Raw genomic sequence first — 13,580 nt, 5'->3', positions numbered from 1 at the left:
GCCAAGTTCGCACCACCTATCTGCAAAGATGCAGAAATGAGCGCGACCTCGCCCGATCCCGGACGGCGTCCCAGCGCCGATGACCTGCTGGTTCTGCTCGCCGTCGGCCGATCGGGGCGCTACATCACCGCCGCCGAGGAACTGGGCATCAACCACACCACCATCTCCCGGCGAATCGCGGCGCTGGAACGCGCGGTCGGCGGCAGGGTACTCACCAAGGGCACCGGCGGCTGGGAACTGACCGACCTCGGCCGTTCGGCGCTGGCCGCCGCGGAAACCATCGAGGCCGCGGTGCGCTCACTCGGCGCCGCGGGCGGTGAACGGAAACTCGAAGGGGTGGTGCGCCTTTCGGCCACCGACGGGTTCAGCGCCTATCTCGCCGCGCCCGCCGCCGCCCGGGTGCGGCGCAGGCATCCAGGCGTGTCCGTCGAGATCATCGCGACGACCCGCCGCGCGTCCACTCAGCGCAGCGGGCTCGACCTCGAGATCGTGGTCGGCCGACCACAGGTGCACCGCGCGGAGGCGATCCGGCTCGGCGACTATCGCCTCGGGCTCTACGCCGCCCGCGACTACCTCGCCGAGCACGGCACCCCGCCGGACGTCGCGGGCCTGCGCGACCATCCGCTGGTCTACTTCATCGAGTCGATCCTGCAAGTCGACGATCTCGACCTGGCCACCAGCTTCGCCCCCGCCATGCGCCAATCCGTCTCCTCCACCAACGTCTTCGTCCACGTCGAAGCCACCCGCGCCGCCGCCGGGATCGGCCTGCTCCCCTGCTTCATGGCCGACCGCCACCCCGACCTGGTCCGCGTCCTCGCCGACCAGGTCCGCGTCCAGCTCACCTACTGGCTCGTCTCCCGCCCCGAAACCCTCCGCCGCCCCGAGGTCGCCGCCGTCGTCGACGAATTGCGCGCGACCGTCGCCGAACGAGGTGCCGAACTTCTCGGCGATCGTCACGGAGCCGGAGCAGCCGCGGCCGCGAGCCCGAGTCCGTTGCGGCCGTGAGAAACACGATCACGCCGACCGGCAGACGATGGGCTGTCGTGCCCGTGCTGGCCGCAGGTGTCGACTGGCCGCACCACAGGGGTTCAAGGCTGCCAGGCGGGATTTCGGCCCGACCATGCCACCACGCGGTCGTAGGCCGGGGCATCCTCCGGAACGGGCACGATCGGCGCGAAGGGGATGCCTTCACCACGCTGTTCGGGGATGGTGGACAGCGTCGCCGGGAGGACGAGTTCGGCGAGCGAGTCGTCGAGCTGGTCGCGGCGGCCGGTGGCCATGGCGAGGTCCCAGGCATGGGTGGTGAGTTCGCCGATGTAGGCGCCGACCGCGGCGCGTGCGGGGACCTCGCCCCACGGAACCCGCACGACACGATCCAGGTTGGCGTCGACGGCGAGGACAGCGTCGGTGGCGGTGCGGCCATCGGCCCACTCGGTGACCCAGTCGGTGGAGGTGCGCATGGACGGCACGCTGTCGAAGGGCTCGCCTGCGACGACCACTCCGATCCGGCGCACCACGGCCTGGAGATGGCCGATAAGGGTGGCCACGTCGAACTCGCTGCACGGGGTCGGGTTCCCGGCGGCGGCGGGGTCGGTGCCGGCGATGAGGGTGCCGATCTGGTCGAGGGCGCGGGCGAGGGCGGGGCGCAGGTCGGGGAGGGTGGCAGCGGTCGTTTCGGTTGTCATGGCATGAGTACACCGCCCGAATCCGGACATCTTCTGTCAGGTATTCGTGAAATCATCGACGGCATGCGCGCCGACCGTCTCCTTCGTCTGATCGTGTTGCTGCAGCGGCACGGACGTCTGTCCGCGCCACGGCTGTCCGAACTCCTGGAGGTCAGCGAACGGACGGTGCTGCGCGATATGGAAGCGCTGTCCGCGGCCGGGGTTCCCGTGTACACCGAACGCGGCCGCAACGGCGGCTGCTTCCTGCTCGACGGATTCAAGACCGACGCGACCGGGCTCACCGCAGGCGAGGCACAGGCGCTGTTCGCGTGGGCCGGGCAGCACAGCGCGGGTGAACTCGGCCTCGGCGCCGATCTCACCGGCGCGCTGGCGAAGATCGCCGCATCCGCAGGCACCGCCGCCCTCTCCGGCGCCGACCGACTGCGCCAGGTGTTGACCACCGACCGCCGTCGCTGGTTCGCCGAGGACACCTCGACCATCGCCCTCCCGCTGCTGCGCGAGGCGGCGGTCCACGGCAGGCGGGTGCGGATCCACTACTCCAGTCGTGGTGCCGCGGAGCCACTTTGGCGCACCGTCGACCCGTGGGGTCTCGTCGACCAGTCCGGCCGCTGGTATCTCGTCGCCGCCCACGACACCCGCCCCCGCACCTACCGGGTGGATCGCATCGCCGAACTCGAGGTTCTCGACAGTCCACTCGAGACGCCACGCACCGAACCGGTCGACCAGGTATGGCAGCGGCTGCGCCAAGCCTTCGAGGCCTCCGCCCCGGAGCCGGTGGCCATCGATGTCGTCCTCGCTCCCCAAGTAGAGAAGGAGTTTCTCGGCGCGATCGGCGGCCTGGACAGCTCCGCCGACGCCGCCGTCCGGCTGCCCGACCGCGATGGACGGCACCGCTGGCGGATACGCCTGCGCTGCCGCCGCACCGCGGTGGGACTGGCTATCTGGTGGGCACCAGACGTGGTGGTGGAGGCCCCCGACGACCTGCTCGCCGAAATCCGACAGCGAGCCGGCGCGGCGCTGGCCGCATACACGAACCGAACGACCCATCCGAACGCGACCGCGAACCATCGGACGATCAGCACACACTAGGTCATGTCTCCCAATCGCGTTTCCCTGTTCTTGCCTACGGCGAGCGTGAGTTCGGTGTGGAGATCGCCGATCCCCGCCAGGACGCCATGACGCAGGACTGGCACTGCACCTATCGCGTCAGCGCGAGCGCAAGGCGGTGCGCAGGCCGCGCCGGATCGCGCCGGGTTCGGTGAGCGTCACGGTGGGGAACTTGCGCTCGGACGCGGTTTCGGGGGCGTCGTCGCTGGTCGCCAGCAGGAACGAGTCGGGGAGGGCGAGCTTGTTGATCGTGCGCAGGGTGAGCAGGTACTGCTTGGGCAGGGGCCCCGTCGTGTAGGGCAGGTCGTACTTGTCGCAGAGCGCGCGCACCCGGACCGCGATCTCGGCGTAGCGGTTGCTGGGCAGGTCGGGGAAGAGGTGGTGCTCGATCTGATGTGACAGGTGTCCGCTGAGGAACGCCAGGAGCGGTCCCGCCTCGAAGTTGGCGGTGCCGAGCATCTGGCGCAGATACCACTCGCCGTGGGTCTCGTGCTCGATCGCTTCCGGCGTGAATTTCTGGGCGCCGTCGGGGAAGTGGCCGCAGAAGATCACGACGTAGGCCCACATGTTGCGCAGTGCGTTGGCGGCGATGTCGGCGGTCAGGGTGCGGCGCCAGCGCCGTCTGCTCAGGAGCGGGAAGAACAGGTAGTCCTTGGCCGTCTGCCTGCCGATCTTGCGGATCAGTGCTGTGGTGTGCGCGGCCTTCTCGGCCTCGGTCGCGGCGCGGTCGCGTTCGGAGTACAGGCCGTGCAGGGCGATGCCCCACTCGAAAGTGGCTGCCAGGAGCAGGTTCTGCAGCGGTTGGAGCAACAAGCGTGGGCGCCACTGCTGGTCCCTGGTCACCCGGATGACGCCGAAGCCGACGTCGTCATCCATGCCGACCACGTTGGTGAACATGTGATGGCGGTAGTTGTGCGAGTAGCGCCACTGCGACGACACTCCGGCCATGTCCCACTCCCAGGTTCGGGAATGGATCTCGGGGTCGTTCATCCAATCCCATTGGCCGTGTGACACATTGTGGCCGATCTCCATGTTCTCGATACTCTTGGCCGTGGCCAGCGCCGAGGTGCCGACGAGCCAGCCCAGTCGTGAACCGCTGCTCGCCAGAAGCAGTCGCGCACCCGCGTCGAGGATGCGTTGGAAGGCGATCGTGCGCCGGATGTAGTCGGCGTCATGGGTGCCGCGCCGATCCTCGATATCGCGACGGATGGCGTCGAGTTCTTCGCCGAGCGCCTCGATGTCGGCTTTGCTCAGGTGCGCGTAAACCGCGACTTCGGTAATGGCCATGGGGGTCCTCGCCTGGTCGTAGTACTGATTCTACGTCCCTCTACAGCTGACGTCTACAGCGTAGACTAACGGTATAGACATCCACGGTGACCGCCGTGTGACGGAGTCGGCGCGAGCCGGGACAGGAGCGCCGGATCATGACGCAGAAACCGTCCGGGCAGGTACCCGGACCGCATGCGGACGCCTCGTTGATCTGGTGGCCGCACGGCGCCGACCTGGTCGCCGAGCTGCCCGGCCTGCTGGCGCGGCTCGAGCCCCGGCGCGGGCCGATTCATCGGCTGAGCTACAACATCGGCGAATGGTCGGCCACCGCCCGTACTTTCGACAACCGAGGTCATCGGGTGCGCTTGGACGGCTACCACTACATGCGCCCGCACACCGTCGATGTACTCGGCGTCGACGGCTACCGGCTCCGCCTGCGGGTCGTCCCGGCCGACCTCGACGGCGAGTCCGCCGAGCAGCGGTGGGAGTCCGAGGGCGGGGCCGAGCCCGGGGGTCTCAACCCGCGGGGTAGGTCAGGGTCGCGGTGAGGCCGGTGAGCAGGATGTCGAGGCCTCGCTCGAGTTCGGCTGCGCCGTCGTAGGCGGCCAGCGCCGGGGCGAGTTCGCGCACCAGCGGGAACTCGGTGATCGGCAGGCGGTGCAGACCCAGGCGCAGGACCTCGTCGGATTCCTCGGGTCGCTCGATCACCTCTTGGAGCTCGTTGAGCACGTGACCGTAGAGGAATCCGAACAGCGCTCGGTAGATGTGCAGCGCGTCGGCGCCGGAGAAACCGGCCCCGGTGAGCAGTCGCAGGATGTTCTCGAGCGGGCGCACCATCGCGATCGGGCGCATGCCGAGCGGGGTCGACAACGGCCGGGTCACCAGCAGGGGCACCACATTCGGGTGGGCGAGGGCCAGCGCGCGGAACGAGCGCGCGACCACGCGCAGCTGGGCGGCCCAGTCCGGATCGTCGGCGTCGACCATCAACTGCTCGAACACCATCTCGGCGACACCGTCGAGTACCGCGGCCTTGTTGGGCAGATGCCGATAGATCACCATCGGATCCCGGCCGACCACCTCGGCCAGCCGACGCATCGACAGCGCGTCCACGCCGTCGCGATCGACGATCATCAGCGCGGCGGTGAGCACCGATTCCCTGGTCACCGTACTGGGGGGACGGCGGGCGCCATCTGTCGAATCCTCGGTCATGAGGGCACCTCCGTCTGCTTCGATTGCCGTTGCCAGTGTAGACCTACAACGTTGACAAGCGCGGTATTCGCGCGTCTACTGGAGGTGTACAGGTCCCCGGAGCTGATACCGATTCCTCGGATCCCGGCCGAAAGGACCCATCGTCATGCGCGTTCGCGAAACCCATCATCCCGCCGCGGCACCCGCCCGCCACCAGGTTCCCCCGCTCTACACGCCACGGCTGCGGATGCGGTCACGCTCGGCGGGCGACCGCTACATCGACGGTGCCTGGTGGCCGCGCTCGGCCGACCTGGCCGCCGAACTTCCCGACTTGCTCGCGGTCCTCGGCGTCCGGCTCGGTCCTGTCTGGCGCGTCGTCTACGACCCGTCGTGCTGGGCGTCGACGCCGGCGCGGATCACCGTCGCGGGAGAGACCGTCCGGCTGGATTCCTATCACTTCGAGCTGTGGAACACGATGTATGTGTTCGGGCGCGACGCGGGCATGCTGGTGCTGCAGGTCATCCCGTCCGACACCGACGAGCGGGTCGCCCACCAGTCCCTGATGGCCGCGGCCGAAGCCGACCCCGCGGCCGAAGCCGACCCCGCCGCCGAGCCCGAGCCCGAGTTCGAGACCGAGACCGCGGACAGTCTGCGGCACATCACCAATCACCAGGCGATGGGCGGCGACCGGCAGCCCTTCCGGGTGCCGACCCGGACCCCGCGACTGCTATTGCGCGGCAGCGAAAGTCACACCGAGCTGTTCGACGGCGCCTGGTGGCCCCGCACGGTGAACCTCACCGCCGAACTCCACGATCTGGTCAGCGCCCTCACACCCCGCCTCGGCCGGACGGCGCGAATCAGCTTCGACTGGAACGTGACCAGCCGCAACCAGCGCCGCATCGACCACGACGACGGCATCGATCTTCGGGTCCCCGACATCGGTCAGTTGCCCGACACCATGCACCTCGTCGGCGTGAACGGTGTCCACCTGACCCTGCTGGTGATCGCGGCCGACACCCCGGCCGATGTGGCGAACGCCCAGATCCTGCACGCGGTCGGCCGCGTCAGCCACCATTCGCCCGACATCGGCTGACCGCGCGTGCGCCCTCAGCCGCCGCCGCGGCATTATCGAGAGACCTCCGTCATGACCGATGAACTCGACGCGGACCCCACGCGCCCCGAACCCGCCCCCGAGACACCGTTCGTGGACTGGCCCGATCCGAGCCCCCTGCAATCCTGGTGGCTCGACATCATGGACGGCGGCTCCCCGGCCACACGCTCCGGTCACGACTAGGTCATGTCTCCCAATAGCTTGAGCCATTCGACTGTCAGGGCCATCTGCCGGTCCATCGAGTCTTTTGACCGCTGAGGGCTTCGACGAGTTCACGCGCGCGGCCGGCATTGCCGGGGTCGCTGGAAGCTTTCTCGTAGAAGACTGCTATCCCGAGCGCGGGAGAAACGGTGCCGGTTGCACTGGCGCCTTCATCGCCCCAGGTACACAGTCGATTCAGACCAGGATGCGGGGCGGTCCGCACCCCGGAAACTCGATTATCCCGGCACGATACGGCAACGGATCGCTGACTACCTCCGGGCCGGGGACCGCGGCAGCGGGACTCGCCATGGCATTACTCGGCCTGGCGTTCATCGCCGCCATGGCCGCGGGCTGTCTCCGGTTCATCATCAACTGCGATCCGACATACCTCCCTATCGGGCGCACGCTGCTGATTGCGGCAGCCATATCGGGCATCACGAGCACGCTCGCGGTGGTCGCCGCGGTGATCATTCCCTGATCCATGTGATGGTCCGAGCGATGGCGCGCCTCAATCGTTCCTGACCGGTTGACTGGTGCGGCGAGTCATCGACGGGATGACGTTGCGTGAGAAAGAGTTTCGGTGGCATCACCTACTAGGCGATTGCCCCGGCCCACCTCCACCCATCGGGATCGTGGTCGAGATCCATGCCGAGGCATTGCGCCGACTTCTGGGAGCGAGTCGCGTCCTTGTCGCGGCGCAGCGATGTGACCGGACTGTCGCCAGGCCGGTCCGGACCAGGGCACTCGTTGGAGCGAGGTGGGTCGGATCAGCGTGGATCCGGGCAGCGGCCCTCGTAGCGGGTGAGTCCGAGGCCGTTGCGGCCTTTGCTGCGACCGACCGGGCCGTTCTTCGCCGAGCGTTGCCAGGTGCCGGTGGTGTCGAGGACGGGCATACGTTCGCTGAAGGCGCGGCTGTAGCGGGTGGTGCCGTCGACGGTGAGCAGGCCGTCGCGGACGTCGATGTGGGCGACGGTGGCCCAGAAGGAGTTCTTGCCGTTGCCGATCAGGACGGTGATCTGGTCGGCGTCGGGGCCGGGCAGTCCGTCGGGGCCAGGGCGGCCGTAGCGGACACGGACGCGTGGGCGGCCGAAGGTGTCGATGGCGCCTGCGCCGTTGTCGACCGATTGGTAGACGTTCAGCAGCAGGTCACCGTTCTCTGTGGGCCGCACGATGACCTGTTCGGTGGCGGGCAGGTTGTTCGCGCCGGGGCCGCGGGTGTCGCCCTGATGGTGAATGAAGGGCCACATCGCGAGGTTGCCCTGGTGTCCCTTCTCGCCGCTGATCACCACGTAGTCGCCGGTGATCTCGTTGCGGCAGAAGAAGTACACGTCGAGGTCGCCGGTGCCGAAACGGGTGACACGACCGGTCTGGTCGTAGTGGGCGCCGCGGCCGTCCCATTCGAGGCCGACGGTGAGCACATAGCCGGGATCGCCCTTGCGCAGATCGATCGTGGCGCGTTTGTCGGGTGAATCCTTGGTGAGCACCACGTCGACCTTGCGCAGATCGATGGCGGGTGGCACCGGCGCTACCGCCATCGCGGGCGCGGCGGTCCCGACGGGAGCGGGGGAAGGGTTCGGCGGCGCGATATCGGTGGCAGGTCCCTCGGGTTCGGCGTCGACCTCGATGCCGTGGTCGGTCGCGAAGGCCGCCAGACCCGCGCTGTATCCCTGACCGATCGCGTCGAGCCGCCAACCGCTCCCCCGCCGGTACAGCGCGACCGCCTGCAGCACCGTCTCCGAATCCAGCCCAGGCGGAGTGAAACTCAGTGCCTGCGTGTCACCGTCCACCGCGACCCGCAGCCCGCTGACCTCGCCGAATCGCAGACCCTGCGCCTCGGTACTCCCCGCGATCACCACCCGCTGGATGTCGGCGGGCACCGCCGTGAGATCCACCGACACCGCCGCGTCCGACACCAGTTGAACGCCGGGCGCCGCGGGATTGTTGAAGAACACGAAATCGGCATCCGACCGGACCCGTCCGTCACCGGTCACCAGCACCGCCGAAACATCCACCGCCCCAGCGGGACCGGCCAGGTCGAGCCGCACGGTGTACCGGCCGTCGACCAGATCGGTCTTCGCCCCCTTGGCCACCTCGACCACCATCGCGTTCCCCATCTCTCCGCTCCTCCACAGCTCGCCGGCTCCCCCGCCCTGTCGAGACGAACCACCCGTGGACGAAGCGCACCCACCATCGTGCGCCACCGGCCACGAATACGCACCTAGAACTCGATGCGCAATGCGGGAAAGTAGTCCTTCATCGCGAGCGCGACATCCTCGACGGTGTGCGGCAGAACCTGTGTCTCCGAGATGCTCACGAAGCTCCAGCCGTAAGTGGTTGTCAGGAACTCGTGCAGCCGAAGTCGTCGCGGCGCACGGGCCGACACAGCTTCCGGCGAGACGAGGACGATCTCCAGCCCCCGCCATGCCCGCAGCTTCTGCACCAACCGGTCCCGAACCTCCACCCTGCGAATCCGCACAATGTCGATCTCCCGCCAACGGATTCGATCGTAGCGCCGCACGATGATGCCTTCGCTGTCGATGACAAGCTCCGGGTGACGCCCACGCACCCGCCGAGCGCTGACCACCGACACCACGACACCGCTAGCGAGCGCACCATAGACGAGGGGAACCGGAAAACCGTCCTCCAGCGCGATCGTGACGACGGCGAGGATGGTGGCGACGACACCAACCGTGCCTGCCAGGACTGCGATCGGATTCGCGGCGGCCGGATACTCCAGCGGCGGCCTGAGTCCCTGATGGTAGATGTTCGCCAACCTTCCGGTTGTCTCGATCGGTTTGAGGTGTAGATCCGCAACCAACTTCGACCGGCCATGCCGGTGGGTCTGGAAGCGGGAACACCCGATCGTACCGCCGATTGTATCAGCCAGCGGGCGGTCCCCGAGCACCCCCGAACCGCTGTAGATCCCGCCAGCCGGGCACCGCACCGGTTGGCCTCGATCACAGAATCACTGAAGTTCGTGGCGGGTGGGCGGGTGGTGTCGTTCACTGTTCGGCATGGACATCGGTGAGCTGATCGACCGCAAGCTGGGTCGCCGGGTCTCGGTGGTGGTGCCCGCGCTCGACGACGAGGACACCGTCGCCGGGGTGGTCGCCGCGGCGCGGGTGTGGCTGGGTGGGTTGGTCGACGAAGTGGTGGTGCTGGACGCGGGGTCGGATGATCGGACGCTCGCGCGGGCCAGGGCGGCGGGGGCGGCGGTCTATACCTTCGAGGAGGCGGTGCCAGGGTTGTCGACCCGGCCGGGCAAGGGTGAGGCGGTGTGGCGGTCGCTGGCGGTGTGCACCGGGGACCTGATCGTGTTCCTCGACGGTGATCTGGTTACGCCGGATCCGCTGTTCGTGCCGACGCTGCTCGCGCCGCTGCTGGACGAACAGGCGCCGACGCTGGTGAAGGGGTTCTACCGGCGGCCGCTCGCCAGTGGTGCCGGGGTCGACGCCGACGGTGGCGGCCGGGTGACGCAACTGGTGGCGCGGCCGCTACTCACCGCGCTGGCGCCCGCGCTGAGCGAGATCGTGCAGCCGCTCGGCGGTGAATACGCCGCCACCCGAGCGTTTCTCACCGGAATCTCGATCGCGGGTGGGCACGGTGCGGAGATCGGGATCCTCATCGACTGCTGGCAGCGGCACGGCCTCTCGGCGATCGCCCAGGTCGACCTGGGCACCAGGGTGCACCGCAACCGGTCGACCCATGAGCTCGCGGTACTGAGCAGGCAGGTGGTGGCGACCCTGCTCGACCGGCTCGGCATCCGCGACTCCGGGATCGGGCTCGTGCAGTACCGGCCCAGTGACAACGGCTGGCGGCGAACGCCCTCCGAGGTGAGCCTCGCCGACCGGCCACCCATGTCGGAGTTCCTCACAACCCAGCGCGCCAGCGCCTGACCCGCCGCGCGCCGGCCCGGTCGCCGAGACCGAACCGGCGCCTCGGATCAGGCCGCGACGAGCCCGAAGTCGAGCTTCACCAGCTGATCGGCACAGTCGAAATACCGGTCGTCGTGGGTGATCACGATGACCGTCTTACCGCGCCGCTTCAGCTCGGTGAGGATCTCCCGGTAGAACACCTCGCGGAAGCGCGGCTCCTGATCGGCGGCCCACTCGTCGAACACGTAGATCTGCCGGTCCTCGAGCAGGGCGGTGAGCAGCGCCAGCCGTTTCCGCTGTCCCTGCGACAGATCCACGGTCGAGAGGCGGCCGTCGCACACGGTCACCTTGTGCGCGATCTGCAACTCCTCGAGATAGCGCTGCACCTCACCGTCGATCCCGGGCCGGTCGAACCCGAGATAGTCCTCGAACAGATGGAAATCGGTGAACACCGCCGACGAATTCTGCCGGAACCATTCGATGTTGTCGTGGTCGATCCTCTCCCCGTTGAGCGACAACGACCCCGAACGCGGCACATACAACCCGGTGATCAGCTTGGCCAGCGTCGACTTCCCGCTGCCGTTGCCACCGACGATGAAAGTGATCTGCCCCGGTTCGAACACCAGATCGATCGGGCCGAGCCGGAAGCCGGAATCGCCGTGCTCGCCTGCACCGGGCGGTGGAGCCAGCGGACGCACATCGGTGCCGCCGTGGTCGATCCAGTTCTTCCCGTTCACATCCGGCTGCGACCCGCCGGGGTGAGCGCCGGGATGCGCGGGATGCGGATGGGTGCCGTTGCCCTCGTGCGGTGGCCTGCCCGGACGCGGCGGCGCGGCACCGTGCTCGGGCGGCGGTCCACCCGGGTGCGTGCCGGGCGGTGGCGGCACCGGCGACGGCGCCTCCGACCGGTACACGTAGCTGACGTCGCTCAGCTCGAGTTTGCCCGGCCCCACGGCAGGCCGCTCGGTGTAGGGCAGCTGCTCCTCGTCGTGCAGGGTGGCCATCGACAGGTTCATCGCCCGGATCTTGGCCAGCGCCACGTCGCCGCGCAGCAGATCGGGGATGCGGTGCATGAAGTTCTGCATCGGCATCGCCAGGAAGGTGGTGACCAGCACGTACCCGACCATGGTGTCGCGGGGGACGTTCAGCGCCGCCGCGATCACGAACAGGATCAGCGCCATGGTCGCCAGTTGCAAGGCCTGCCCGAATCCTTGCGCGTAGGAGAACTTCGAGCCCGCGTCGGTGTTCTGGTCGCGCAGCACGCTCGCCGAGCCGAGCAGATGCCGATCCATGAAATCCCGGCGACGGCCGCGATGCAGCTTGAGTTCCTTGATGCCGAGGGTGACGGCCTGGAACGACCGCAGCAGCGCGTCCTCGTTCTCCCTGGCCTCACGGTAGATGCCGCGCACCCGTTTGAGCACCATCTCCACACAGGCGATGCCGAGGAGCGTGCCCGCCACCGTCACCGCGAAGATCGGGCCCGACACCAGGAATAGGAACACGAAACAGCCGATGATGGTCGCCAGGTCGACACAGATCGACGGGATGGCGGTCACCGCCTGCGACAGCGCGCGCACGTCCTCGGTGAGCGTCGCCATCAGGCGATGCATACCGAGCCGTTCGAGGTGTTCCAGCGGCGCCGAGACGATGCCGGAGCTCAGGTCACTGCGCAGCCGGTAGATCGCGTCCTGCGACAACCGGATGAGCAGCACCTGCGAGGCGACACCACTGACCACGATCACCAGCACGGTCAGCGCGAACCGGCCGAGCAGCTGGTCGGGTGGCGGTTTCGGCGACACCGCCGCGTTGATCAGGGTCACCAGATAGGTGTTGGCCACGCCGCAGATCAGGCCCGCCGCCACCACGGCGGCGATCCGGCCCGGCGACAGCGCGGCGAGAAAACGAAGCAGTTGCATGGTCTGCGCTCTCAGCTGCGGATGACATCGAACACGATGCCCTCGAGGGTGACACCGGGCGCGAAGGAGAACGCCACCCCGGTGGAGATCGGCGCCGCCGACCGCGCGTCGCGGATCATCCGCTCCAGCACGAAGATCAGCGACACACTCAGCATGTTGCCGTGCTCGGCGAGCACGTCCCAGCTCGGCGCGGCGAGCTCGGCGTCGATGCCGAGCGAACGGGCCGACTCCTCGATGATGCGGGGACCACCGGGGTGGATCGCCCACAGCTCGATATCGCTCTTGCCGAGGCCGTTGCGCGCCAGCACCTCGGTCACCACCGGGTCGACACCGCGATAGATGTAGTCGGGCAGGCTCGCGGCCAGCTCGCAGGTGATGCCCGCGTCCTGTACGCCGAGCACGATGCCGTCCTCGGCGTCGTCGAACAGGTGGCTGAAGCTGTCGCGGATCACCACGCTGCCCGGCGCCAGCGGCTGCTGCACCTGGTTGGCACCGATCACCACGGCGCCGCAACCGTCACCGAAGAGGCTGTGGGTGATCACGTCGTTCACATCGTCGTCGAAAACGGCGTTCACCGAACTCAATTCGATGCACAGCACCATCGCCTTCTTGTCCGGATTGGCCCGCACGTAGTCGGTGGCGGCGCGCACGCCGTTCATCGCCGCGGCACAGCCCATGAAGTTGACGACCATCCGGCCGACCGTCGGTGACAGTCCCAGTTGCTTGACGACCGCGACATCGACGCCGGGTGCGATGAAGCCGGTGCTGGTCACGAAGATCAGCTGCCCGATCTCCGCGGCCGGGTCGGCCAGGCCCGCCACCGCGCGCCGGGCGACATCGACCGCCAGCGGCGCGGCGTGCTCGAAGAACAGGTTCATCCGCTCCCTGATCGTGCCGGGGCGGCGGCTGAACTCGAGGAACTCCGGCGCGAGCGGGTCGACCGCCAGGTGCCTGGTGTCGATCCGGGTCTTGGCGTAGATCCGCGGAATGCGCTGCCGCTGCAGGGGATCGGTGAACAACTCGGCGACCCGTCCCGCGTTCACGGCTTGCTCGACGACCAGTTCGGGCGATCCGGTCGCGACCGCTTCGATCACCGCGACGGTGGTCGGCGGCGCGGGCGGTAGTGGAGCGTGCCCGCGCTCGACATCAGCCGTTCGGAGCAGGTCAAGGGAAATAGACACGGGCACAATTCCTTTCGATACTTCGCAAAGAGAGCGGCAGCGGAGTC

General features: G+C 68.3%; 14 protein-coding genes. 7 read left to right on the top strand and 7 right to left on the bottom strand.

The window, feature by feature from the left end:
- Positions 1-36: 36 nt before the first annotated feature.
- Entirely contained in the window at positions 37-1,005 is a 969-nt protein-coding gene (locus ACFOW8_RS25125) for a LysR family transcriptional regulator (protein ID WP_378553948.1), read from the top strand.
- A gap of 83 nt (positions 1,006-1,088) precedes the next feature.
- Here ACFOW8_RS25125 and ACFOW8_RS25120 read toward each other — a convergent pair whose 3' ends face one another.
- On the bottom strand, positions 1,089-1,685 hold the full coding sequence (locus ACFOW8_RS25120; protein ID WP_378553947.1) for a TIGR03086 family metal-binding protein: 597 nt from the start codon (positions 1,683-1,685) through the stop codon (positions 1,089-1,091).
- Positions 1,686-1,748: 63 nt separating this feature from the next.
- Here ACFOW8_RS25120 and ACFOW8_RS25115 point away from each other — a divergent pair, with 63 nt between their 5' ends.
- On the top strand, positions 1,749-2,774 hold the full coding sequence (locus ACFOW8_RS25115; RefSeq protein ID WP_378553946.1) for a helix-turn-helix transcriptional regulator: 1,026 nt from the start codon (positions 1,749-1,751) through the stop codon (positions 2,772-2,774).
- Positions 2,775-2,891: 117 nt separating this feature from the next.
- On the opposite strand, the gene ACFOW8_RS25110 is transcribed toward ACFOW8_RS25115, so the two are convergent.
- Positions 2,892-4,079: a fatty acid desaturase family protein gene (locus tag ACFOW8_RS25110; protein ID WP_378553945.1), complete on the bottom strand. Its 1,188-nt coding sequence runs from the start codon at positions 4,077-4,079 to the stop codon at positions 2,892-2,894.
- Between the two features lie 137 nt (positions 4,080-4,216).
- Here ACFOW8_RS25110 and ACFOW8_RS25105 point away from each other — a divergent pair, with 137 nt between their 5' ends.
- A complete protein-coding gene (locus tag ACFOW8_RS25105; protein WP_378553943.1) occupies positions 4,217-4,609 on the top strand; it encodes a DUF5994 family protein in 393 nt (130 codons plus the stop codon).
- Here the strand turns inward: ACFOW8_RS25105 and ACFOW8_RS25100 are convergent.
- Positions 4,578-5,270 carry a TetR/AcrR family transcriptional regulator C-terminal domain-containing protein gene (locus ACFOW8_RS25100; RefSeq protein ID WP_378553942.1) on the bottom strand — a complete coding sequence of 231 codons (693 nt, stop codon included), beginning with the start codon at positions 5,268-5,270 and terminating at the stop codon, positions 4,578-4,580. The two genes, ACFOW8_RS25105 and ACFOW8_RS25100, sit on opposite strands and share 32 nt — an antisense overlap.
- 145 nt (positions 5,271-5,415) lie before the next feature.
- On the opposite strand from ACFOW8_RS25100, the gene ACFOW8_RS25095 reads away from it, so the two are divergent.
- From ACFOW8_RS25095 to ACFOW8_RS25085, 3 genes are all read left to right on the top strand, one after another.
- Entirely contained in the window at positions 5,416-6,342 is a 927-nt protein-coding gene (locus ACFOW8_RS25095; RefSeq protein ID WP_378553941.1) for a DUF5994 family protein, read from the top strand.
- Positions 6,343-6,393: 51 nt separating this feature from the next.
- Entirely contained in the window at positions 6,394-6,543 is a 150-nt protein-coding gene (locus tag ACFOW8_RS25090) for a hypothetical protein (protein ID WP_378553940.1), read from the top strand.
- Between the two features lie 325 nt (positions 6,544-6,868).
- Entirely contained in the window at positions 6,869-7,039 is a 171-nt protein-coding gene (locus tag ACFOW8_RS25085) for a hypothetical protein (protein ID WP_378553938.1), read from the top strand.
- A 289-nt stretch (positions 7,040-7,328) separates the two neighbouring features.
- On the opposite strand, the gene ACFOW8_RS25080 is transcribed toward ACFOW8_RS25085, so the two are convergent.
- Together ACFOW8_RS25080 and ACFOW8_RS25075 are read right to left on the bottom strand one after the other, a co-directional pair.
- Complete coding sequence (locus tag ACFOW8_RS25080) at positions 7,329-8,675, bottom strand: TerD family protein (protein ID WP_378553937.1); 1,347 nt, start codon at positions 8,673-8,675, stop codon at positions 7,329-7,331.
- A 104-nt stretch (positions 8,676-8,779) separates the two neighbouring features.
- Positions 8,780-9,334: a hypothetical protein gene (locus ACFOW8_RS25075; protein WP_378553935.1), complete on the bottom strand. Its 555-nt coding sequence runs from the start codon at positions 9,332-9,334 to the stop codon at positions 8,780-8,782.
- A gap of 241 nt (positions 9,335-9,575) precedes the next feature.
- Here ACFOW8_RS25075 and ACFOW8_RS25070 point away from each other — a divergent pair, with 241 nt between their 5' ends.
- Positions 9,576-10,457 (top strand): glucosyl-3-phosphoglycerate synthase, encoded by an 882-nt coding sequence (locus tag ACFOW8_RS25070; RefSeq protein WP_378553933.1) that lies wholly within the window; start codon positions 9,576-9,578, stop codon positions 10,455-10,457.
- A gap of 47 nt (positions 10,458-10,504) precedes the next feature.
- On the opposite strand, the gene ACFOW8_RS25065 is transcribed toward ACFOW8_RS25070, so the two are convergent.
- Positions 10,505-12,352 carry an ATP-binding cassette domain-containing protein gene (locus ACFOW8_RS25065; RefSeq protein ID WP_378553932.1) on the bottom strand — a complete coding sequence of 616 codons (1,848 nt, stop codon included), beginning with the start codon at positions 12,350-12,352 and terminating at the stop codon, positions 10,505-10,507.
- Positions 12,353-12,363: 11 nt separating this feature from the next.
- Positions 12,364-13,533 carry a type III polyketide synthase gene (locus tag ACFOW8_RS25060; RefSeq protein WP_378553931.1) on the bottom strand — a complete coding sequence of 390 codons (1,170 nt, stop codon included), beginning with the start codon at positions 13,531-13,533 and terminating at the stop codon, positions 12,364-12,366.
- Between the last annotated feature and the right edge of the window lie 47 nt (positions 13,534-13,580).

Source organism: Nocardia rhizosphaerae (assembly GCF_042650365.1).
In the GTDB taxonomy this organism is placed as follows: Bacteria; Actinomycetota; Actinomycetes; order Mycobacteriales; family Mycobacteriaceae; genus Nocardia; species Nocardia rhizosphaerae.
Note: the sequence above shows the minus strand (reverse complement) of the source record. Positions and strands in the feature narration are given on the sequence as shown.

Coding starts and splice junctions, on each gene's coding strand:
- ACFOW8_RS25125 (WP_378553948.1), top strand. CDS start 37: ATGAGCGCGACCTCGCCCGATCCCGGACGGCGTCCCAGCGCCGATGAC.
- ACFOW8_RS25120 (WP_378553947.1), bottom strand. CDS start 1,685: ATGACAACCGAAACGACCGCTGCCACCCTCCCCGACCTGCGCCCCGCC.
- ACFOW8_RS25115 (WP_378553946.1), top strand. CDS start 1,749: ATGCGCGCCGACCGTCTCCTTCGTCTGATCGTGTTGCTGCAGCGGCAC.
- ACFOW8_RS25110 (WP_378553945.1), bottom strand. CDS start 4,079: ATGGCCATTACCGAAGTCGCGGTTTACGCGCACCTGAGCAAAGCCGAC.
- ACFOW8_RS25105 (WP_378553943.1), top strand. CDS start 4,217: ATGACGCAGAAACCGTCCGGGCAGGTACCCGGACCGCATGCGGACGCC.
- ACFOW8_RS25100 (WP_378553942.1), bottom strand. CDS start 5,270: ATGACCGAGGATTCGACAGATGGCGCCCGCCGTCCCCCCAGTACGGTG.
- ACFOW8_RS25095 (WP_378553941.1), top strand. CDS start 5,416: ATGCGCGTTCGCGAAACCCATCATCCCGCCGCGGCACCCGCCCGCCAC.
- ACFOW8_RS25090 (WP_378553940.1), top strand. CDS start 6,394: ATGACCGATGAACTCGACGCGGACCCCACGCGCCCCGAACCCGCCCCC.
- ACFOW8_RS25085 (WP_378553938.1), top strand. CDS start 6,869: ATGGCATTACTCGGCCTGGCGTTCATCGCCGCCATGGCCGCGGGCTGT.
- ACFOW8_RS25080 (WP_378553937.1), bottom strand. CDS start 8,675: ATGGGGAACGCGATGGTGGTCGAGGTGGCCAAGGGGGCGAAGACCGAT.
- ACFOW8_RS25070 (WP_378553933.1), top strand. CDS start 9,576: ATGGACATCGGTGAGCTGATCGACCGCAAGCTGGGTCGCCGGGTCTCG.
- ACFOW8_RS25065 (WP_378553932.1), bottom strand. CDS start 12,352: ATGCAACTGCTTCGTTTTCTCGCCGCGCTGTCGCCGGGCCGGATCGCC.